Raw genomic sequence first — 19,932 nt, forward strand, 5'->3', positions numbered from 1 at the left:
ACAGGTTCGCACACGGGCGCGGGGGCGAAGAAGGGTGCCGGGACGGGGGTGCGCGCGCGGGTACGGACCGTGACGCCGCTCGGGCCCGTACCCGTCGTTCCGTACCGCCTTGAGCCCCGACTCGTCCGCGCCGTGCCGACTTTTGGCCGGTTGTCCACCCTCGGGGGGTTACCCGGGTTCCTACCATGGGCGGATGGTGACGGGCAGCACGGACGCGGCGCAGCGGCAGGCCACTTTCTTCATCAGTTACTCCCCGGCCGACGAGGCGTGGGCCTCGTGGATCGCGTGGACGCTGGAGGAGGCCGGTTTCCGTACGGTGATCCAGGCCTGGGACTTCGTCGCGGGCAGCAACTTCATCGACTACATGGACCGCGGCGTGAGCGAGTCCGCCGCGGTCATCGCCGTCCTCTCGCGGAACTACCAGGGTTCGCGGTACGGGCGGATGGAGTGGCAGGCGGCGCTGCGCTCCGAGCCGGACCAGCCCGATCGCAGGCTGCTCACCGTGCGCGTGGACGAGGCGCCCGTCGAGGGGCTGCTCGCGACGATCACGTACGTCGATCTCGTCGGCGTGCCCGACGCGCGGACCGCGCGCGGGCTGCTCCTGACCCGGGTCGAACAGGCGCTGGACGGTCACGCGCGCCCCGGCAGCAGCCCCGCGTACCCCGGCGAAGGCGGCGCCGTGTCCGCGCCCGTCCCCGCGCAGTCCTGGCGGCAGCCGCTCACCGGGGGTGGTGAGCGCGGCGGCCGGCGGCGGCCCCAGGCCGCGCCCCACTACCCGCCCGCCCTGCCCGGCGGCGCGCGCCAGGAGGCCGTGAACATCCTGCACCTCGCGGGACCCGAGTTCGGGCGCGGACGCGAACCGGAGGAGCTGCTCAGGGACATCCAGAGCGACCTGATCGAGCTGCGGGACGGGGGTGCCCCACCGCCGGAACTCGTCGTTGTGTCGGGCGACTTGACCGCATCCGGTTCGCCCCGCAACTGCGCGCAGGCACTCGACTTCGTCACCGGGCTGCGTGCCCAACTGGGCCTCGCCCCCGGCCGGGTGCTCGTCGTTCCCGGCAACCAGGACGTCAGCGAGGCCGCCTGCCAGGCGTACTTCCACACCTGCGAGGCCGACGAGATCCGCCCGCAGCCGCCCTACTGGCCCAAGTGGCGGCACTTCAGCAGACTGTTCGGCGAGCTGTACCAGGGGCTCGACGTCGTCTTCGGCGCCGACCAGCCCTGGACGCTCTTCCCCGTACCCGAACTGCGCACCGTCGTCGCCGGGTTCAACTCCTCGATCGCCCGCACCCACCGCCTGGAGGACCGCTACGGGATGGTGGGGCGGGCGCAGGCCGCGTGGTTCGCGGAGGCACTGCGCCGCTACGAGGACGAGGGCTGGCTCCGGGTCGGGCTCGTCCGGCACCCGCTGCTCGCCCCGGCCGCCCACGCGGCCCCCGCCGCCCGCGCCGGTGCGGGTGGCGGCGAAGGGCCCGGCCCGCTCCGCGACACCGAGGTCTTCCAGCGCCTCCTCGCGCCCCGGCTCCACGTGCTCCTGCACGGCCCCGGCGGGGACGGCCGGGGGCAGGGCGCGCTGCTTACCCATGCCGAACTCCCCTCCTCGAACGGCCCGTTGCCGCTGTTCGGCGCCGCCGGTCCGGCCCGTTTCAGCCTCCTGCGGATCGGCGCCCAAGGCGTCGAACGGTGGGCGCCGCGCGGGGACGGGACCGCGGAGGGCGCCGCCGCCGAGCCCGTTGTCTTTCCCGTCCAGTGGCGGGCGGCCCCCCGCTTCCCGGGCGGCGCCGGGAACGAGGAGAGCCCCGCGCGGGACGCCGCGCACTCCGACAACCGCGCCGTCAACGACCCGGCCGCGCAGCTCGCCGAGCGCGTCAAGGACGTGCTGCGCGCCCGCCGCCCCGGCGTGCGCCTGCGCGACGTACGGCCCGCCACGCCCGAGGACCTGACGCAGGTCGTCGCCGCCTGGGACGAGGACGGCGTGGTACGGCTGCTGCGCGTCGCCGTCCAGCCCGGCACCCTCACCGACGCCGCCCTCGACCGCTTCCTCGCCCAGGCGCACGCCGACGACGCGGGCACCGAGGCCGAGTTGGTGTACGCGGGCGAGCGCCCCGAGCCCGGACTGCGCGAGCGGGCCGCGCGCGGCGGGGTGCGGGTGCGCAGCTTCCTCGAACTGCAAGGCCTCATCGACCTGCGCGAGTACGTCGCCGCGCAGACCGCCGAGCTTGCCAACGACGGTGCGTACGCACCCGAGTTGTACCTCCCGCAGCGCTACCGCGACGAGAGCCACCCGGGCGACGAGGAGGGCGAGGACCTCGTCGAGGAGATGCTCCGCCTCCTGGAGACCGACCAGGGCCGCGTGCTCCTCCTCCTCGGCAACTTCGGCCACGGCAAGACCTTCGCGCTGCGGGAGCTGGCCCGCCGCATCCCCGAACGCCTGCCCCACCTCGCCCCGTTGCTCATCCCGCTCCGCTCGCTGGACCGCTCGCACAGCCTCGACGGTCTCGTCGCGGCCCACCTCGCCAACCACGGTGTCGACGTCATCGACCTGCGCGCCCTGCGCTACATGCTCCGCCAGGGACGCGTCGTCCTCCTCTTCGACGGCTTCGACGAACTCGTCAACCGCGTCAGCTACGAACGCGCCGCCGACCACCTGCACACCCTCCTCAACGCCGCCGTCGACCGCGCCAAGCTCGTCATCAGCGGCCGTACCCAGCACTTCCGCTCCCGCGAGCAGGTCCTCACCCCGCTCGGCGAGCAGGTCGGACTCCTGCCGCAGCGCCGGCTCCTCTCCGTCGAGGGCTTCACGCCCCACCAGATCCGCCGCTACCTCACCAACTACTACGGCGAGGAGGCGACCGCCGCACGCCGCTACGAACTTCTCCTCGGCGTACCGCAGTTGCTCGACCTGTGCGCCAACCCCCGGCTGCTCAGCTTCGTCGCGGCCCTCGACGAGGAGCAGGTACGGGCGGTGGCGCGCTCCGAGGGGACGCTCAGCGCGGCCCGCCTCTACGAGGACGTCTTCAGCACGTGGCTGCGCTTCGAGGAGCGGCGCGGGCAGGGCGGCCCGGGCGCGGCCCCCGGACTGGAGCTGGACCAGCTGTGGCGGGCCGTGACGGCGATGGCGCTGCGGCTGTGGGAGAGCGGGCGCGGGAGCCTGCGACTCGACGAGCTGACCGAGATCGTCGCGGAGACCTTCGGACGCGGGAGCGACGGGATGCTCTTCGCGCAGGAGGCGCAGGCGGTGGGCGCGGGCACGCTCCTCATCCGCGTCGACGACGGCATCTTCCACTTCATCCACGAGTCGGTCATCGAGTGGCTCGTGGCGAGGGAGACGGCGCGGCGCCTCGGCGAGGGCGACGACGCGCTTCTCGCCAGACGCGAACTCTCGCCGCTCGCCGTGGAGTTCTTCTGCGACCTGGCGGACTCCGAACGGGTCGCCGCGTGGGTGCGCCGGACGCTGGAGAGCCCGGGGCAGGGAGCGGGCGAGGCGGGGGCGGGTACCGGGAGCCGCGCCGCCCAGGGGGCCACCGACGCCGCCCGTACCAACGCCTACCGCATCACCCGCAGGCTCCGCGTGCCCGCCGACGCCGACCTGCGCGGGGTGCACTTCCCCGGCGAGGACCTCTCCGGGCGCGATCTGTCCGGGCTCGACCTCACGGGCGCCAACCTCACGGACGCCCAGCTCACCGGCGCCAACCTCGCCCGCGCCGTCCTGCACGGCGCCCGCCTCGCCGGAGCCCGCCTCGACGGCACCGACCTGCGCGCGGCCGACCTCCGCCACGCCGATCTGCGCCGCGCCCGGCTCATCGGCGCCGACCTGCGCGGGGCCCGCCTCGCCGAGAGCCGCTGGCGCCGGGCCGTCCTCATCCGCACCGAGATCGACGAACAGGCTGCCGCGTCACAGGAGTTGGCCACCGCGACGATCGCCCCGGGGATGCCCCTGGAGACGGTGCTGCGCCCGGCCGCCGTGAGCGTCCCGTACGGCTTCAGCCGACAGCAGGGGCGGCTGCCCGAGCCCATCGCTTACAGCCCCGACGGGGAACTCCTCGCGGCCGGCAGCCAGGACGGCAGCGTCCTGATCTGCGCGCCCGAGAACGGCGAGGCCCTGCGGGTCCTGCACGGGCACACCGACCGCGTCTACGCGATCAAGTTCAGGGACTCGGTCCTCGCGACGGGCAGCGCGGACGGCACCGTACGCCTGTGGGACCCCGTGTCCGGGCGCTGCCGGGCCACGCTCTCCGTGCACCGCGACGGCGTGTGGCCGATCACGCTCAACCACACGGGCACCGTCCTCGCGACGGGTGACGGCGACGGCGTCGTACGGCTCTGGGACACCGCAGGCGGCGAGCGACTGCACGCCCTCCCCGGGCACACGGTCCTCGTCTACACGACCGTCTTCAGCCCCGACGGGCGCACCCTCGCCACGGGCGACAGGAGCGGCACGGTACGCCTGTGGGACGTGGCGACGGGGCGGCTCCTCGCGAGCCTCGGCCCGCATCAAGGGCCCGTGTTCCGCGTCCGGTTCAGCCCGGACGGCACCCTCTTCGCGACCGCCGACGAGGGCATCGACGAGCATGGGACCGTACGGATCTGGCGCGCGTCCGACCAGCGGCTCCTGCACGAGATGCACGGCCACACGGGCCGCGTCTACACGCTCGACTTCCACCCCGACGGCGACCTCCTGGCGAGCGGCGACACCGACGGCGGGGTGCGCCTGTGGGACCCGCGCACCGGCCTGCCGGGGCCGTCGCTCGACAAGGGCTCGGGCGGGGTCTACCAGGTCGTGTTCGCCGACGACGGGCGTCACCTCGCGGCGTGCCACTCCAACGGTGCCGTCCGCCTGTGGCAACTCTCGGTCGGCCACGAGGGGTACGAGGCCGTCCCCGAGCGCTTCCAGCCGACCCCGCACCAGGGCTCAGCCTGGGCCTGCCGCTTCCGCCCCGACGACACCCAGCTCGTGACGGCGGGCGACGACGGAGTCGTGCAGATCTGGGACGCGGCGACGGGCCAGGGCAAGCCGATCCTGCGCGGACACGGGCGGCGCGTCAACGCGGTCGCCTTCGACGCGACGGGAACCCGCCTCGCGAGCGCGGGCAGCGACGGGACCGTACGCCTGTGGGACGTGGCCACGGGGCAGCGCGTGCGCGAACTCGTGGGCCGGGGCGACCGGTTGATCTCGGCCGCCTTCAGCCCCGTCGGCACCGTCCTCGCGACGGCGGGCAGCACCGGGCACGTCTACCTGTGGGACGCGGACGGGGGTACGTTCCTGCGCGAGCTCGACGTCGAGACCGACCGCACCTGGGCGGAGGCGTTCAGCGCGGACGGCGAGGAGATCGCCACCGCCAACGACGACGACACGGTACGCCTGTGGCGACGCGCGACCGGCTCCCACGGCCTGCAACTCGACGGCCACCAGGGCCGGGTGCGGTCCGTCGCCTTCGCGAAGGACGGCTCGTCGATCGCGACGGGCTGCGACGACGGGCGCGTCCGCCTGTGGCACACGGGGGACGGCGCCCTCGCCGAGACCCTGAGCGCCCACACCGACCGCGTCTACGCGGTGGCCTTCGGCCCCGACCTCTCCTGGCTCGCGAGCGCCTCGTGGGACGGCACGGCGGTCGTCTGGCGCGACGGCGCCGCCCAGCACGTACTGCGCGAACACACCGGCAAACTGTGGACGGCGGCGGTACACCCCTCGCTCCCCCTCCTCGCGACAGCGGGCGACGACCGCGTCATCCGCCTGTGGGACCCGGCGACGGGAACGAGCGTGGCCGCCCTGACCGGCCACAGCGGCCGCGTCTACTCCCTCTCGTTCAGCCCGGACGGCGGACACCTGGCGAGCGCGGGCGACGACGGGACGGTGCGGCTGTGGCGGGTGAACGGCGATGCGACCGGAGACGTGACCGTCACGGCGAAGGCCACGCTCGTCGGCGTACAGGGCGGCTGGGCGGCCTTCACACCGGACGGCGGATACAAGGCGGAGGGTGAGGTGGGGGGCGAGTTCTGGCACGTGGTCGGGATGACGAGGTTCGCCCCGGGGGAGCTGGACCGGCACCTGCCGGGGGCGCGGAGGCTGGCGCGGGGGGAGGAGTTGTGAAGGGGGGCTCGCAGGGGGGCGCTTGGGGGGCCTGAGCGGGCTCGCCGGGACCGCCGGGCTCGCCGGAATCGCCGGTGAGAGGCTGTCGGCGTGAGCGAGTCCCCCTTCCCCGACCCGTCCGCCTCCCGCGCGGCACCGCCTTCCGCGTGCCCCGTACAGGCCTCCCTGAGTCGGGAAGTTCCGTGCCTGCCCTGACAGCGGTCGAGTCCGACCTGGCCCTTGGCGGCCTGGAGACACTCCTCGATGCTCCAGCAGACACCGGCGACGCGGACGCGTTCGGCCAGTGTCGCGGTGGTGGGTGACCAGCACAGGTAGAAGGCGAGTTCGCCGGCGGTCCGGTTGCGGCGGATCAGCAGGTGATGGTGGCTTCCGGTGCCGAGGTGGACTCAGGCCCAGTCGTAGTGGCGGTAGCCCTTCGCGCCTCTTCCGGTGCTGTGTCGTTGCCAGGCCGTGCCGGCCAGGCGCCCGGCGACGGTGTCCGCACGGACTGTCGTGCGGCCGTGGTTGATCCTCACCCGGGCCGAACAGGCGACGGCCAACACGTAGCCGGTGCCGCGTGCTTCCAGGACAGTCCGCAGGTGGGGGTCCTAGCCGTAGGCTTCGTCGCCGGTCACCCAGGAGGCGGCGATCCCGGCGTCCAGCGCGGCGGTGATCATCTCCCCGGCCAGATGGGGCTTGGTCGCGAACTCCACCGTCTCGGGTATTCCAGCCTCACGGCAGGGCTCGGGATCGGTGCTCCAGGAATGCTCGGGCAGGTAGAGCCGGCGGTCGATCAGGGCCCGGCCCCGTAGGAACGCAGGTCGTCGCGGACCGCAACGGCGTCCCATCGGGCGTACCTCAGCAGACGCTGCAGGGGCCCGGGGCGCTTATGCCCCGCTCGTTCGGCCAGCTGCCAGCAGTTCTTCCGCTCGACGCCCGTCAGTAGCCCGAGCAGGTGGGAACGGGCCGCTGCCCGGGCTCGACGCGCCCGAACGGCATACGGTTCCGAGTTCGTACCGGTATTCCGTGGCGGGACGTGCCCGTCGAGTACGGGCCGTGGGGCCGTGTCTACGACTTGTTCCGCCGGTGGCAGCGGGACGGCACCTGGCACCGCTTCCTCACCCGGCTCCAGGCCATGGCTGACGCGAAAGGCGCGGTCACGTGGGACCTGAGTGTCGACTCCACGGTGTGCCGCGCCTATCAGCACGGGCCGGGGCCCGCAAGCGGGGCGACCTGCAGAAGGAATCACCGGGCGGCGTGTTCACCGAGCCCGGGGACCACGGACTGGGAGGCTCGCGCGGCGGGTTCACGACCAAGCTGCACCTGGCTGTCGAACAAGGTCAGAAGCCCATGTCGATCGTGGTTACGGCCGGACAGCGCGGCGACTCGCCGCAGTTCGAGCACGTCCTGGAGAAGGTCCGCGTGCCGCGCATCGGGTCCGGCAGGCCGCGCGTCCGCCCCAACCGGGTCCGCGCGGACAAGGCGTACGCATCCCGCGAGAACCGCGCCTACCTGCGCCGCAGCGGGATCCGCTGCACCATCCCTGTCAAGGCTGACCAGGCGCACAACCGCAGAAAGCTCGGATCTCTCGGCGGCCGGCCACCGCGCTTCGATCCGGCCGACTACCGCGAGCGTCATGCGGTGGAGTGCGGGATCAATCGGCTCAAGAGGAACCGCGCCGTTGCCACGCGATACGACAAGCTCGCGGTTCGCTACGAGGCGACCGTCTTCGTCGCGGCCGTGAACGAGTGGCTGTGACCCTTAGCCGTCACGCGGTGGGATCCACGTTCCACATCTCCGGCAGATCGCTGCCGCAGAAGACGCAGACGAAGTCGTCGTTGCGCACGATGTTGTGCTCCTGGCACTCAGGACACCGGCGGAACACCACCTCGTGGGTGAAGTCGGAGGGGCGTTCGAGCCCTACGGCGTCCAGGGCATGAGCGACTTCCGACCAGGAGCCGATGCCGGGGCAATACCCGGTGGACTGGTTGCTGACCTCGCTTACGGCCCGCCGTCCGCCTCGCGCACAAAACTGATCCCGTCGGCGCTTATGACCATGGCTCCGCCAGCGCAGGCCACGTGCTCACGCCCTCGAGGCGCCAACCGAAGCGCACCTTCCACGCCGACCACGAAGGTGAACCGCTTGGCCAGTTCCGCCGCCAATCGCCCAGTGATCCAGTCGCCGAATTCAGCTGCCGAGCTGATTCGGCCCCCACCGCTGCCAGGTCGGACCGCAGCCTTCAGCTCGACCGGTCCGACGTATCGGTAACTCCGCCTCCGCGCACTTCCGTCAGCCGACCTCGAGCACTTCCGACCTTCTCCGCGTCCGCCCAGCCAACACAAGAGGCAGCACCCCCGGTACGAGCAACGCCCCGAACGCCGCGCCATAGCAGACCAGTTGGGGTGCTCCGAAGGTCAGGGAGGCATTGAGGACAGCAGTGGCGAGGCCCAGGACCGCGATCTGCCCGAGGTTCTGGCTGGTCTGCATCGCCCCGCTCGCCTGCCCATGCCGCCCAGGGCCGCTGTGCGCTAGCGAGAGCACGGTGAGCGCGGGCGCCATCATTCCCATGCCGACCGCGGCCAGCGGCATCGCGGCGGCGCCGAGGAGCGCTGGCACCCCGGGCAGCGTCCCCGCGAGCGCCACCGCGACCGCCGTCGTCTGCACCCCGGCGCCAACGCCGACCAGCCGGTGCTGGGGCCATCCGTCGAGCCATCGCCCCTGCATCCACGAACCCGCCGCCCATACCACCGCGGCGCTGGTGAACACCAGACCGATCACGACCGCGTCCACCTTCCGCTCGGTGATGAGCATCAGCGGCACGAACGCCTCCAGCGTGAAGAACACGCCCGAACTCAGGCCCTGTAGCAGCACGGTGGCGGGCAGCCCGGACGCGGACCGCCAAGTCCCAACCGGCAGCAGTCGCGGGGTGAGCGCCACGAGGAGCACGGCTCCGGTGCCGGCGAGCACCGCGTGGCGCACGTTCCACCCGGACACTCCGTACTGGCCGAGCGCCGCGCCTACGCTCACCGCGAGCGTGACGAGGAGCGCGGGCCGCGCCGTCGTCTCGCGGGGCCGGTCGTCGGACCAAGCCCGGCGCCGCAGCACGACGATCATCGCGAGCGACGGTACCAGAGTCAGCGCGGCCAAGCCGTAGAACACGGCACGCCACGACCACGTCTCGGTCACCAGCCCGGCCAACGGCGGTCCGGCGAGCGACGGCACGATCCAGCCTGCGCTCATCAACGCCAGCGCCCGGGGCCGCAGCCGCTCCGGATACGCCTCTCCGATCGCGGTGTTGACCGATACGGCGACCATCCCGGCCGCGAGCCCGTCCAGGAACCGCCCGGCCGCCAGCTGCCAGATCGACGTACTGCTGGCGGCCACGAGCAAGGTCAGCACGGTCAGCACCATGCCCGCCGCGAGCGGCCGCCTGGCCCCGGAGACATCCGCCCAGTGCCCGCCGAGCACCCCACCGAACATCCCCGCCGCCACGAAACACCCCGCCACAAGCGGAAAGAGCGCCACCCCATCGAGCGCCTCGGCAGCCGTCGGCAAGGTGGGCACGACTGCGAGTGCCGCGAAACCGGTCAAGAACATGGTCGCGAGAAAGGTGACACTGGCAGCCACATAGGGCCGCGAGAACAGCCCGCCTCCGTCGTCCGCCGCGGCGAATTCCGTAGGAAGGGACGAGAGTTCGGGGGAGTCCGTTGGTCGCGTCATAGCGCACACAGGAGTACCGACCGACACGCACCCCCGTCAACAGGTTTAGACCAGCGCTCTTGCGTCGCCCCGATATCGCCACGCCACTTGCGACACAGGCCCTAGGCGCGGGAAACGGCCGGAAGGCATTGGGCGACGGCTTCGGCGACGGGGGTGTGCCCGGTGGTGAGTTGGAGGACCCGTGGGGTGGTGGAGTCGGTCGCGAGGAGTGCGGCGAGGACGGCCGCGACGTCGGCCCGGGCGATGTCGCCCACCTCGGTGCTGCCCGCGAGGTGGACCCTGCCGGTGCCGGGCCGGTCCCGGAACCAGGCTGGTCTCACGACGGTCGTGTTCAGGGCCGCACGGGCGAGGAGGTTCTCGTCGGCTCGGCCCCTGGCCCTGAGGAAGGTCTCCACGAGGGGGTCGTCGGGGTAGTGGATGGTGGGGTCGGCTCCCATGGCGGAGAGCATGACGAAGCGGCGCACACCGGCCCGTTGCGCCGCGTCGGCGAAGGTGACGATGGCGTCGTGGTCGACCGGATTGGCCTGCCCGGGGGCGTCGCCGAGTCCCGCTCCGGCAGCGAAGAGCACCGCCCGGGCGCTCCCGATGTGCTGGGCGAGGTCGTCGGCGGTGGCGGTGGCGAGGTCGGCCACCAACGGGCGTGCACCGGCGGACCGGACCGCGTCGGCCTGCCGCGGCCGTCTGATGACGCCGCTCACCTCCTCACCGCGGTCGGCGAGGATGCGGGACACCAGCAGGGCGACGCGGCCGTGGCCGCCCGCGATGACAACAGACATACCGCTGACGGTACCGATCATCAGCACACCCCCGGCCGGGAATTCACCCCCGCCGGCCCGACGAGGCGGAGGTTCACCCAGGCGGCCCCGCGCGCCTGTCCACCGGGAGCGAGTGATCAAGGCGGCCGGAAAGGGCCGCTCCACTCCGACGAAAAACCCCCGGAAACCCTAAAAGCCCAGGTCAGACGTTGCCTGACCTGGGCTTTCCGCCGAGCCCCCTGTCGGATTCGAACCGACGACCCACGCTTTACAAGAGCGTTGCTCTGGCCATCTGAGCTAAGGAGGCGGGTGCCAGCAGTGTAACGGAGGGAGGCGGTGGGGTGCGGCGTGGGCGGCGTCCGGAAGAGGGTGGCGGGCGTTGCCAGGGGGCGGGGGAGGGGGCACGATGCCGGGCGGAGAAAGAGCGGGGCACGGGGGTGCCGGGCGTGAGCGTGGGCCGCCGTGACGGGCCGGGGCCGTGGGCGCCGGGACAGGGGGAAGCGTGAAGTTCGACATGGGTTCGACGACGCTGGCGTCGCTCATCAAGAGCACCGGCGGTTCGAGTGACGACCTCGGGGCGCTGATTCAGCAGCTCCTCGCCGCGGCACAGCCGCTGGAAGGCAAGTTCAACGGCAACGGCAAGGCGGTCTTCGACGCCTTCAAGGCGCACGCCGACGAGATCACCGCCGAGCTGAACGGCTCGCTCTCCTCGATCCTCGGCGGGCAGTCCGGCATGGACTCCGCGTTCGGCACGGGTGACCAGGAGCAGGGCGACAACGCGCACCGGAACATGGGCGCGGCGAACTTCGACGCGGCCCGGTTCCGGGGCTGAGCCCCGCATTACCGGTCATTTTCGGCCAAGAACACCGCACAGGGGGAGCATCGCATGGCAACGCAGGATCGCCGCTCGTACGACACCGGCGCCTCGGGCGAGGTGCAGGGCGGCTTGCAGGGGATCATCGGGCGGCTGGAGACCGTACTCGCCGACCGCGACGGGGCCGTCAAGGCGGCCATGGCGGACTACCAGGCCGATGGGGTCTCCGACGAGTACCACGGCAAGGAACTGCGCTGGAACAAGGCGGCGAACGAGGTGCGGGAGATCATCCGCCTCGTCCGCTCCACGCTGGAGGACAACGACGCCACCGCGCACTCCACGCTCGCCAAGGCGCGCTCCGCGGTGGAGAACATCGGCTGACACGACCGGCAGCCAACAACTGAGGTCACTGCAACGGGGGTTCGTGGTGAACGGGTGGGACATCGACGTCGACGGCGTCGAGTTCGTGACGGGGCTGGTCGGCCTCGCCATGCAGGACATGTCCAAGGACGTCGAGGCCTACGGCACCGACGTGCAGAGCGCGGCGGCCTCGGCCGGGACCGTCTCGGGCTTCTACTGCGGACCGGCGCCCACGGGCGCCGTCGGGGCCGCGCTCGCGCTCTTCGCCGAGGGCACGGCGCAGGACGTGGCGATGCTCGCCGCGCGCGCCGCGAAATCGGTCAACGGGGCGCACGAGGCGACCGGTTACTACATTCTCGGCGACGAGGAGATGGCCGCCCAGGCGCAGCACCGGGCCCTCGCGGCCCCGAAGGTCGAGCTGCCGGGACGCGGTGACGGCGGGGGTCACAAGTGATCTCCCCCGGCGCGATCCCGCAGTTCACGGGCGATTTCGAGCAACTCGACAAGGATGCCTCGGCACTTCAGAGCGACGCGATCGCCATCCGTGACGGCGGCGCGGACGTCCACTCCCGTTTCCAGGCGCTCGCCGCCTTCTACGAGGCCCCCGAGGCCGAGGAGTTGTTCGCCACCACCCAGCCGGTGATGGACGGCGCCGACGCCTTCGCGACGAAGCTGGAGACCGTCGCGGGCGCGCTCCAGACGTACGCCGCCGAGGCACGCCCGCAGGCCGAGCGCCTGGAGCAGCTCAAGACGCAGGCGTTGGCGTTCGTCGAGAGCGTCGAGGACGACGACGACTGGACCGAGGACGAGGGGAAGGTCGAGCGCCACAAGGCGCTCATGGACGGCGTCGCCGCGGCCCAGGCCGCCTTCCAGGAGGCCGAGCGGCGCGCCGCGAACACCATCAGCGCGCTCGTCGGCGGCCCCCGTTTCGTCGAGGACAACGGCGATCACACCGTCGACGACAAGACGGTGATGTACGGCTACGGCCTCGAACAGCTCCAGCACGCCGAGGAGTTGCCGTGGGGGGCGCCTGAGGAGCGCACCTACGAGCGGTGGAGCCTCGGCTGGTGGGGGCACGGGGTGAAGAGCTTCGTGTGGGACGGTCTCATCATCGACAACATCGGGGGCGCCCTCGACGGCCTGTGGACGCTCGTCGGCGGTCACGGCTGGGGCAAGGCCGGGGATGCCTGGAGCGGGCTCGGCGACGTCTTCGGCGGCATCTCCGCGTACATCATGACGCCCTACGACTGGGCCATGGACCAGGTGTTCGGCCCCGCGCCGCCGGACGCCACGACCGAGCGGCAGAAGAAGGCGCTGCGGGAGTTCGGCAAGGGGCTCGTCGCCTGGGACCAGTGGGGGGACGACCCGGCGCGCGCCTCGGCGACGGTCGTCTTCAACTTCGGGACGCTCTTCCTCGGCCCGGCCGCCGCCGCCTCGAAGGCGGGAAAGGGCGGCGCGGCGGCGAAGACCGCGGCGAACGTCGCGAAGGTGATCGACCACCTCGACCCCGTCGCCGCCGGCATCAAGGCCGCGGGCAAGGTCGCGAGCCACCTGCCGAAGCTCTCCGAACTCCCTTCCCGCCTCCTGCCCGCGTCGCGGCTCGCGGAGGACGGGACTCCGGCCGTCCACACGGTGGTGGAGGCGCCGGACGGCTCGTACGTACGCATCGAGGACGGCGAGTTCATCCAGTACGACAAGAACGGCCACCGCGTCGAGGCGGAGGCCCCGAAGGAGACGGCCCTGGAGCAGCGCCCGGCCACGACACCGGCGCCCCACCGCGAGCCCGCGATGGCGGGCGCGAGACCCCGAACGCCCGAGGCCCACGCGCACGTGGCGGACGACGCGGCGGCCGCCCCCGGCCGGACGGACCCGGCGGGACACACGCGCGGGCACGCGACCGAGGGCGCGGATACGGGCCCCGCGCGGACCGGCGACGGCCCCGCCGTGCCCCCGGCGAGGTCGGGCGGCGGCGGAGGCGGCCACGGCATCGGCGGCGGGCACGGGCTCGGGCCCGGGATCGACGGGCTGGACGACGCGGCCCGCACGCGTGGGGGCGGCGGAGACGGAACGGGTGCGCGCGGCGGCGACGGTACGGGCACGCCCGCCCCGGTGACCCGGCCCCCGTACATGCGGGAGGGCCCGAACCCGTACCCGGAGCACGCGACCCCGGAGCAGATCAAGGAGATCCAGGTCTACCGGGCGAACCACGAACCGGGCTACTTCGAGAAGTACTACAACAGGGAGGGCGACCGCCTCCACCTCACGGTCCACGACGAGAGCGGGCGCACGCCGGTCCAACTGCACGTCGATCCCGAGACGAAGGCCAAGCGGGCGGCGTCGGACGCCGCGCCGCCGATCGGGGAGAAGTACGTCGACGAGGGGGCGCGAAGGGGCGACCGGGAGGGAGTTTTGGACGAGAAGACGCTCAAGAAGCTGGACGAGGCGGCGGCGGAGCGGCAGAAGCACATCGAGGCCGCGATGGAGGCCGAGAAGAAGAAGCAGCAGCTTCTCTCCAGTGGGGATGATCCGGCGGCACTGCGTGCGGCTGAGCAGGAGTCCTCGTCTGCGATGGACGCGCGGACGAAGGCGGCGGAGCGGTACGGGGAGACGGTCGCGGCGGAGCAGGTCATCCCCGAGCACTACCCGGGGTCGACTCCAGAAATCTTGCACGGTCCCTTGAACGGCAACGACCAGTTTGACCAGGTGTGGAAGAAGCCGGACGGCGGCTATGTCGTGGTCGAGGCCAAGTCGACGGTGACTACGGGGCTGGGGTCGCGGAGGATTGCCGAGCTCAACGGGGACCGTGCGATGCAGGGGACACGCGAGTATTTTATGGATACGCTTGAAAAGATGCGCGATCGCGGTGACGAATTCCCGAGCGAAAGGACGCTGGCGGACGAGCTTGAAAAGGCATTGAATGAAGGAAATGTCGAGTACATCCTCGTCAAGGGCAAGGTTGACGGTCCTCGATACGCGGGGTACGAGAAGTATCAGTTCAAAATCTGATGACGGGAAATTCTGATGGTTGTGACCATTGAGCGCCACGGGGCCCCAGGGCCCCACGCTGCCGAATCGGCGAGCAGCCAGGAGAAGAGCTTGGCGGAGAGTGTGGAGTCTCTCGAGCGGTCTCCGGGAATGATTGACGCCTATTTTCGCAAGTCTGTTTCCTATGTGCGGGCCAGGGTTGCGATTGATCCCGAGGCTGCGGAGTTGCCGACGTGGAAGGCCGTGACAACGGCGATGCAGTTGGGGTCGTTGTATTTTCGGCTGGGTGCGCCAGGGGCTGTGGATCCTGTGGTGGAGCGGGTTGCTCGGGTGGAGCGGTCTGTACCGCTCCCGGCGGAGGATCAGCGTCGTAAGCCGAATTTCGGGTACTGGCTTGATGCGTTCTACCTTGCGGTGGTGTGCCGGGACGGGGCTCGGGCCAATGCTTTGTGTGAGGTTCCCGTTGCGTTGATGCGGGAGGCTCCTTTTCATTTTGATGAGTATTTGCCGAATTGGGTGGATGCCCTTCAGTCGTATTGTGTGGGACGGGCTGATCTTGGGGAGAAGCTGACGGCTGCGATTCAGTTGTCTGATCCGTCGGTGTTGCGGGTTGTGGACAGTGGCATGATGAATAAGGTGCTGTATCCGCCGATCAACCTCTTTTACTTGTTCCTCCGGAATAAGCGGGATGAGTTCGGTCCTGCGCTTGTAGATGCGCTGAAGCTGCACAGGGCGTACTGGTCTGCGGGCGAAGACACGGCGAAGAACACTGCTGGCTTCTTTTCGCTCCCCCTTCTGGCGATGGCCTGTCTCGCTCGGGACGCGGGTTTCCCGATCGATGTGGAGTCGCCCTACATTCCTCACTTTCTCCTCAGCGGGGAGTGGGTGGGAGAGTTCCCGACGTGACCGGCGTGCAGGGGGCGATGTGACGTCTCGCCCCGGCGGGGGAGTCGTGTGTCGGGTCTGATGCATGCGCCTGCGGAGTGTGGTTCTGAGAGTGGGCGTTGGGTGGTGTCGCGCCGCCGGCGCTTGGTTCTAGTTCGTCTAAGAGGTGGCGGGGTGGGCGGTCGCGGGATCGGGCATGTCGGCGAGATTTACCGGCGCAATGCTCTAAGGCTCGCTGCGGCCCTCGAGGGACTCGACGCACTTCTCGGTGTAAAGGGAGAGGAGGAAGGATGACGTACTTCGGGCCAGCCGAGGGGTACGGCCTTGCCGTGCCCGACATCATCGACCGTCGAGGTCCTGATCTCACCGACCGTTTGTGAGCGTAAGGGGGCGTTTGTCCTTGCGTGATGGGGGAGAGGGAGTGCCGGTGAAGATCGCGCGCCACGGTGTGCTCGGCCCTTACGCCGCCGAGTTGGCGAGTGATTTGGAGAAGGAGGTAGCCGAAGATGTGGAGTCTCTGGAGCGGTCCCCGGGCATGATTGATGCCTACTTCCGTGACTCCATTTCCTGGGTGCGGGCGCGATTGGCGATCGACCCGGAGGGTGCGGAGTTGCCGACGTGGAAGGCCGTGACCACCGCCACGCAGTTGGGTTCCCTTTATTTTCGGCTGGGTGCTCCGGATGCTGTGGGGCCCGTGGTGGAGCGAGTGGCTCGAGTGGAGCGGTCTGTGCCGCTTCCGGCGGAGGGGCAGCGTCGTAAGCCGAATTTCGGATACTGGCTCGATGCCTTCTACCTGGCGGTGGTGTGCCGGGACGGGCCGCGGGCCGATGCATTGTGCGAAATTCCTGTTGCGTTGATGCGAGAGGCTCCTTTCTATTTTGATGAGTATTTGTCGAATTGGGTGGATGCTCTTCAGTCGTACTGTGTCGGGCGGTCCGATCTTGCGGAGAAGTTGACGGCTGCGATTCAGCTGTCCCACCCATCCGTGTTGCGGGTGGTGGACGGCGAGACGATGAACAAGGTGCTGTATCCCCCGATCAACTTGTTCTATCTTTTTCTTCGGGACAAGCGGGAGGAGTTCGGCCCTGCTCTGATTGATGCGCTGAAGCTGCATAAGTCGTACTGGTCTGCGAATGAAGACTCGGTGAAGGGTATCGCCGGTTTCTTTTCGCTTCCCCTTCTGGCGATGGCTTGCCTCGCTCGGGACGCGGGGTTTCCGATCGATGTGGAGTCGCCCTACATTCCTCACTTTCTCCTCAGTGGGGAGTGGGTGGGGGAGTTCCCCACGTGAAGCGGCGCTCGGAGGGCATCGTGCGGGGATGGGGCTTGTCCCTCCTGATGCGTGTGCCAGAGGAGTGTGGTTCGTGGGAGGGGGAGTTGGGTGGTGTCGCGCCGCCGGGGTTGAAGTCCGGTCGGCGTGTGGATGGATGCCGTGGAGAGCGCTCGTGGTGTTGAGCGTCGATCCGGATGCGCGTGAAGTCCCGGCGGACGTGGCAGTCTCCCAGGATGTTTGGGGAATTTCAGTTCTCGGAGTGTTTCGCATCCGGAGGTTTACTCCGCAATGCCCCGAGGCCCCCTGTGGCGCTCGGAGGACTCGACCCCTTCCCGGTGTGAGTCGGCAGGAGGGGGCAGTGACGTACCTCGGGCCTGCTGAGGGGTGCGGCATCTCCAAGCCCGGCGGCATCGACGGTCGGGGCCCCGCGCTCATACCGACCGTCTGTGAGCAGGAAAGGGGGCCTGTTGTCCATGCGTGTCGAGGCAGAGGGAGGATTTGACGTGAAGATCGCGCGCCACGGCATCCTGGGGCCGTATGCCGTTGATGCGGCGAGCCGGATGGAACATGGAGTGGCGGAGGCTGTGGATTCGCTGGAGCGGTCCCCGGGCATGATTGATGCCTACTTTCTCAAATCCATCACCTCAACGGAATTTCGGTTGGCGCTCGATCCGGAGGCTGCGGAGTTGCCGACGTGGAAGGCTGTGACGACGGCGCTGCAGTTGGGGTCGCTCTATTTTCGGTTGGGCGCTCCGGACGCTGTGGGTCCCGTGGTGGAGCGGGTTGCCCGGGTGGAACGGTCCGTGCCGCTCCCGGCAGAGGATCAGCGGCGTAGGCCCAATTTCAGTTACTGGCAGGATGCCTTTTATCTTGCGGTGGTGTGCCGGGATGGGCCCCGAGCCAATGCGTTGTCCGAGGTCCCTGTTGCGTTGATGCGGGAGGCGCCTTTCCATTTCGATGAGTACCTGCCGAATTGGGTGGATGCTCTTCAGGCGTACTGTGTCGGGCGGTCCGATCTTGCGGAGAAGTTGACGGCTGCGATTCAGCTGTCCCACCCGTCCGTGTTGCGGGTGGCGGATGGCGACACGATGAACAAGGTGCTGTATCCGCCGATCAATTTGTTCTACCTCTTCCTGCGGAACAAGCGGGATGAGTTCGGTCCTGCGCTGGTGGACGCACTGAAGTTGCACAGGTCGTTCTGGTCTGCCGATGAGGACCGGGTGAACGACATCTCCGGCTTCTATTCACTTCCCCTCTTGGCGATCGCCTGCCTCGCCCACGACGCGGGCTTTCCGATCGACGTGGAGTCGCCCTACATTCCTCACTTTCTCCTCAGTGGGGAATGGGTGGGGGAGTTCCCCACGTGAGCGGCATTCAGGAGTCGATGTGACGCCTCGCCCCTGCGGAGGGGCCGCGTGTCCGTCCTGATGCGTGCGCCCGAGGAGTGCGGTTCGTGGGAGTGGGCGTTGGGTGGTGTCGCGCCGCCGGGGCTGGCGTCGGGGCTGGATGTGGCGGCGCGGATGGCGGCGGTGTTGCGGGGGCGTGGTCTTCTGGAGCCGGAGCAGGTGGAGTGGTTCTGGTTCGTCTACGAGGTGGGTGGTATCGGGATCAGGACGGTGCTCCCGGTGCGGGGCCGGCTCGACTCGGCTGACCTCGGCAGGCGTATCGAGGCGAGTCGGCCTTCGGGATATCCGGATGCACGGGTCGGGAACCTGTCGGTCTCGGGGCGGGGCGTGTGGATTGATGCCGACGGGGAGGAGCGGCGCGAGGAGGGGCTCGTGGTGTTGAGTGTCGATCCGGATGAGCGTGAACTCTCGGCGGATGTGGCGGTCTTCCATGATGTCTGGGGGTATTTCGATTTTCGGGGGGTTCCGCATCCGGAGGTTCATCGGCGCAATGCTCCGAGGCTCGCTGCGGCGCTCGGAGAACTCGACGCGCTTCTCGGCGTGAAGGCGGTGGAGGGGGAGATGACGTACTTCGGGCGCGCCGAGGGGTACGGCCTTGCCGTGCCCGACGTCATCGATGGTCGCGGGCCCGATCTCACCGACCGTCTGTGAGGGGAAGGGGGCGTGTGTCCATACGTATTGAGGGTGAAGAGGGACTTCCGGTGAAGATCGTGCGCCACGGCACCCTGGGGCCGTATGCCGTTGATGCGGCGAGCCGACTGGAGCAAAGCGTTGCGGAGGGTGTGGATTCGCTGGAGCAGTCGCCCGAAATGATTGACATGGATTTTCGGACGTCCCTCAGCTTGGTGCGAGCGCGGTTGGCGATCGACCCGGAGGCTTCGGGGTTGCCGACGTGGGAGGCTGTGACGACGGCGTTGCAGTTGGGCTCGCTTTATTTCCGGCTGGGTATGCCGGGCGCAGTGGGGCCTGTAGTGGAACGGGTAGCCCGAGTTGAGCGCACTGTGCCGCTTCCCGCGGAGGATCAGCGTCGTCAGCCGAATTTCAGGTATTGGCTTAACGCCTTCTACCTTGCGGTGGTGTGCCGGGACGGCCCTCGGGCCGATGCATTGTGCGAGGTTCCTGTTGCGTTGATGCGAGAGGCTCCTTTCCATTTTGATGAGTATTTGCCGAATTGGGTGGGTGCTCTTCAGGCATATTGTGTGGGGCGGTCTGATCTTGCGGAGAAGTTGACGGCTGCGATTCAGCTGTCGCACCCGTCCGTGTTGCGGGTGGTGGACGGCGAGACGATGAACAAGGCGCTGTATCCGCCGATCAACTTGTTCTATCTGTTTCTTCGGGACAAGCGGGATGAGTTCGGCCCTGCTCTGATTGATGCGCTGAAGCTGCATAAGTCGTTCTGGTCTGCGAATGAAGACTCGGTGAAGAATATCGCCGGTTTCTTTTCGCTTCCCCTTCTGGCGATGGCTTGCCTTGCTCGGGACGCGGGCTTCCCGATCGATGTGGAGTCGCCCTACATTCCTCACTTTCTCCTCAGCGGGGAGTGGGTGGGGGAGTTCCCCACGTGAACCGACGGGTGGGCCGGCAGCCGACGCCGAGCGTGCCCGTGCGGTACCCACTTGCCCTCGTGGGGTGTGGTGGGGGATTTTCTTGGGGGACGAAGGGG

13 protein-coding genes, 1 tRNA gene and 2 pseudogenes are annotated in these 19,932 nt (G+C 69.6%); 11 read left to right on the forward strand and 5 right to left on the reverse strand.

Annotated features, from left to right (window positions below; genetic code table 11):
• Window positions 1-193: 193 nt before the first annotated feature.
• Complete coding sequence (locus ACIP4O_RS02365; protein WP_401570525.1) at window positions 194-6,091, forward strand: TIR domain-containing protein; 5,898 nt, start codon at window positions 194-196, stop codon at window positions 6,089-6,091.
• 587 nt (window positions 6,092-6,678) lie between these two features.
• Here the strand turns inward: ACIP4O_RS02365 and ACIP4O_RS02370 are convergent.
• Window positions 6,679-6,918 carry a transposase gene (locus ACIP4O_RS02370; RefSeq protein WP_401570527.1) on the reverse strand — a complete coding sequence of 80 codons (240 nt, stop codon included), beginning with the start codon at window positions 6,916-6,918 and terminating at the stop codon, window positions 6,679-6,681.
• Between the two features lie 98 nt (window positions 6,919-7,016).
• Here ACIP4O_RS02370 and ACIP4O_RS02375 point away from each other — a divergent pair.
• Window positions 7,017-7,828: pseudogene (locus tag ACIP4O_RS02375) on the forward strand (IS5 family transposase); the annotation flags it as partial.
• A 10-nt stretch (window positions 7,829-7,838) separates the two neighbouring features.
• Here ACIP4O_RS02375 and ACIP4O_RS02380 read toward each other — a convergent pair.
• From ACIP4O_RS02380 to ACIP4O_RS02395, 4 genes and pseudogenes are all read right to left on the reverse strand, one after another.
• Window positions 7,839-8,314: pseudogene (locus tag ACIP4O_RS02380) on the reverse strand (hypothetical protein).
• A gap of 46 nt (window positions 8,315-8,360) precedes the next feature.
• Entirely contained in the window at window positions 8,361-9,791 is a 1,431-nt protein-coding gene (locus tag ACIP4O_RS02385) for an MFS transporter (RefSeq protein ID WP_401570529.1), read from the reverse strand.
• Window positions 9,792-9,892: 101 nt separating this feature from the next.
• Window positions 9,893-10,567, reverse strand: a complete 675-nt coding sequence (locus tag ACIP4O_RS02390; protein WP_401570532.1) for an NAD(P)H-binding protein — start codon at window positions 10,565-10,567, stop codon at window positions 9,893-9,895.
• A gap of 212 nt (window positions 10,568-10,779) precedes the next feature.
• Window positions 10,780-10,853, reverse strand: a tRNA-Thr gene (locus tag ACIP4O_RS02395).
• A gap of 195 nt (window positions 10,854-11,048) precedes the next feature.
• Here ACIP4O_RS02395 and ACIP4O_RS02400 point away from each other — a divergent pair.
• The 9 genes from ACIP4O_RS02400 to ACIP4O_RS02440 all read left to right on the forward strand — a co-directional run bounded on the left by ACIP4O_RS02400 (window position 11,049) and on the right by ACIP4O_RS02440 (window position 19,834).
• Window positions 11,049-11,378, forward strand: coding sequence for a hypothetical protein (locus ACIP4O_RS02400; RefSeq protein ID WP_401570535.1), 330 nt, complete (start codon window positions 11,049-11,051; stop codon window positions 11,376-11,378).
• Window positions 11,379-11,432: 54 nt separating this feature from the next.
• Window positions 11,433-11,741, forward strand: a complete 309-nt coding sequence (locus tag ACIP4O_RS02405) for a pore-forming ESAT-6 family protein (RefSeq protein ID WP_009066937.1) — start codon at window positions 11,433-11,435, stop codon at window positions 11,739-11,741.
• A 46-nt stretch (window positions 11,742-11,787) separates the two neighbouring features.
• Window positions 11,788-12,174 carry a DUF6507 family protein gene (locus ACIP4O_RS02410; protein WP_401570538.1) on the forward strand — a complete coding sequence of 129 codons (387 nt, stop codon included), beginning with the start codon at window positions 11,788-11,790 and terminating at the stop codon, window positions 12,172-12,174.
• On the forward strand, window positions 12,171-14,726 hold the full coding sequence (locus tag ACIP4O_RS02415) for a hypothetical protein (RefSeq protein ID WP_401570541.1): 2,556 nt from the start codon (window positions 12,171-12,173) through the stop codon (window positions 14,724-14,726). Before ACIP4O_RS02410 ends, ACIP4O_RS02415 begins: the two co-directional genes overlap by 4 nt.
• 90 nt (window positions 14,727-14,816) lie before the next feature.
• Window positions 14,817-15,611 carry an immunity 49 family protein gene (locus ACIP4O_RS02420; RefSeq protein ID WP_401570543.1) on the forward strand — a complete coding sequence of 265 codons (795 nt, stop codon included), beginning with the start codon at window positions 14,817-14,819 and terminating at the stop codon, window positions 15,609-15,611.
• Window positions 15,612-16,017: 406 nt separating this feature from the next.
• Window positions 16,018-16,881, forward strand: a complete 864-nt coding sequence (locus ACIP4O_RS02425; protein ID WP_401570545.1) for an immunity 49 family protein — start codon at window positions 16,018-16,020, stop codon at window positions 16,879-16,881.
• Between the two features lie 485 nt (window positions 16,882-17,366).
• The gene (locus ACIP4O_RS02430) at window positions 17,367-18,230 is read left to right on the forward strand and encodes an immunity 49 family protein (protein WP_401570548.1); all 864 of its coding nucleotides are present in this window, start codon (window positions 17,367-17,369) and stop codon (window positions 18,228-18,230) included.
• Between the two features lie 48 nt (window positions 18,231-18,278).
• The gene (locus tag ACIP4O_RS02435) at window positions 18,279-18,920 is read left to right on the forward strand and encodes a hypothetical protein (protein WP_401570551.1); all 642 of its coding nucleotides are present in this window, start codon (window positions 18,279-18,281) and stop codon (window positions 18,918-18,920) included.
• Between the two features lie 14 nt (window positions 18,921-18,934).
• A complete protein-coding gene (locus tag ACIP4O_RS02440) occupies window positions 18,935-19,834 on the forward strand; it encodes an immunity 49 family protein (protein ID WP_401570553.1) in 900 nt (299 codons plus the stop codon).
• Window positions 19,835-19,932: the final 98 nt, after the last annotated feature.

The sequence above is a fragment of the Streptomyces sp. NPDC088923 genome, from assembly GCF_044749745.1.
Classification (GTDB): domain Bacteria; phylum Actinomycetota; class Actinomycetes; order Streptomycetales; family Streptomycetaceae; genus Streptomyces.

What these genes read in the sequence shown, in the direction of transcription:
- ACIP4O_RS02405 (WP_009066937.1), top strand. Translation starts at nt 11,433, where the DNA reads ATGGCAACGCAGGATCGCCGCTCGTACGACACCGGCGCCTCGGGCGAG.
- ACIP4O_RS02370 (WP_401570527.1), bottom strand. Translation starts at nt 6,918, where the DNA reads ATGGGACGCCGTTGCGGTCCGCGACGACCTGCGTTCCTACGGGGCCGG.
- ACIP4O_RS02385 (WP_401570529.1), bottom strand. Translation starts at nt 9,791, where the DNA reads ATGACGCGACCAACGGACTCCCCCGAACTCTCGTCCCTTCCTACGGAA.
- ACIP4O_RS02390 (WP_401570532.1), bottom strand. Translation starts at nt 10,567, where the DNA reads ATGTCTGTTGTCATCGCGGGCGGCCACGGCCGCGTCGCCCTGCTGGTG.
- ACIP4O_RS02365 (WP_401570525.1), top strand. Translation starts at nt 194, where the DNA reads ATGGTGACGGGCAGCACGGACGCGGCGCAGCGGCAGGCCACTTTCTTC.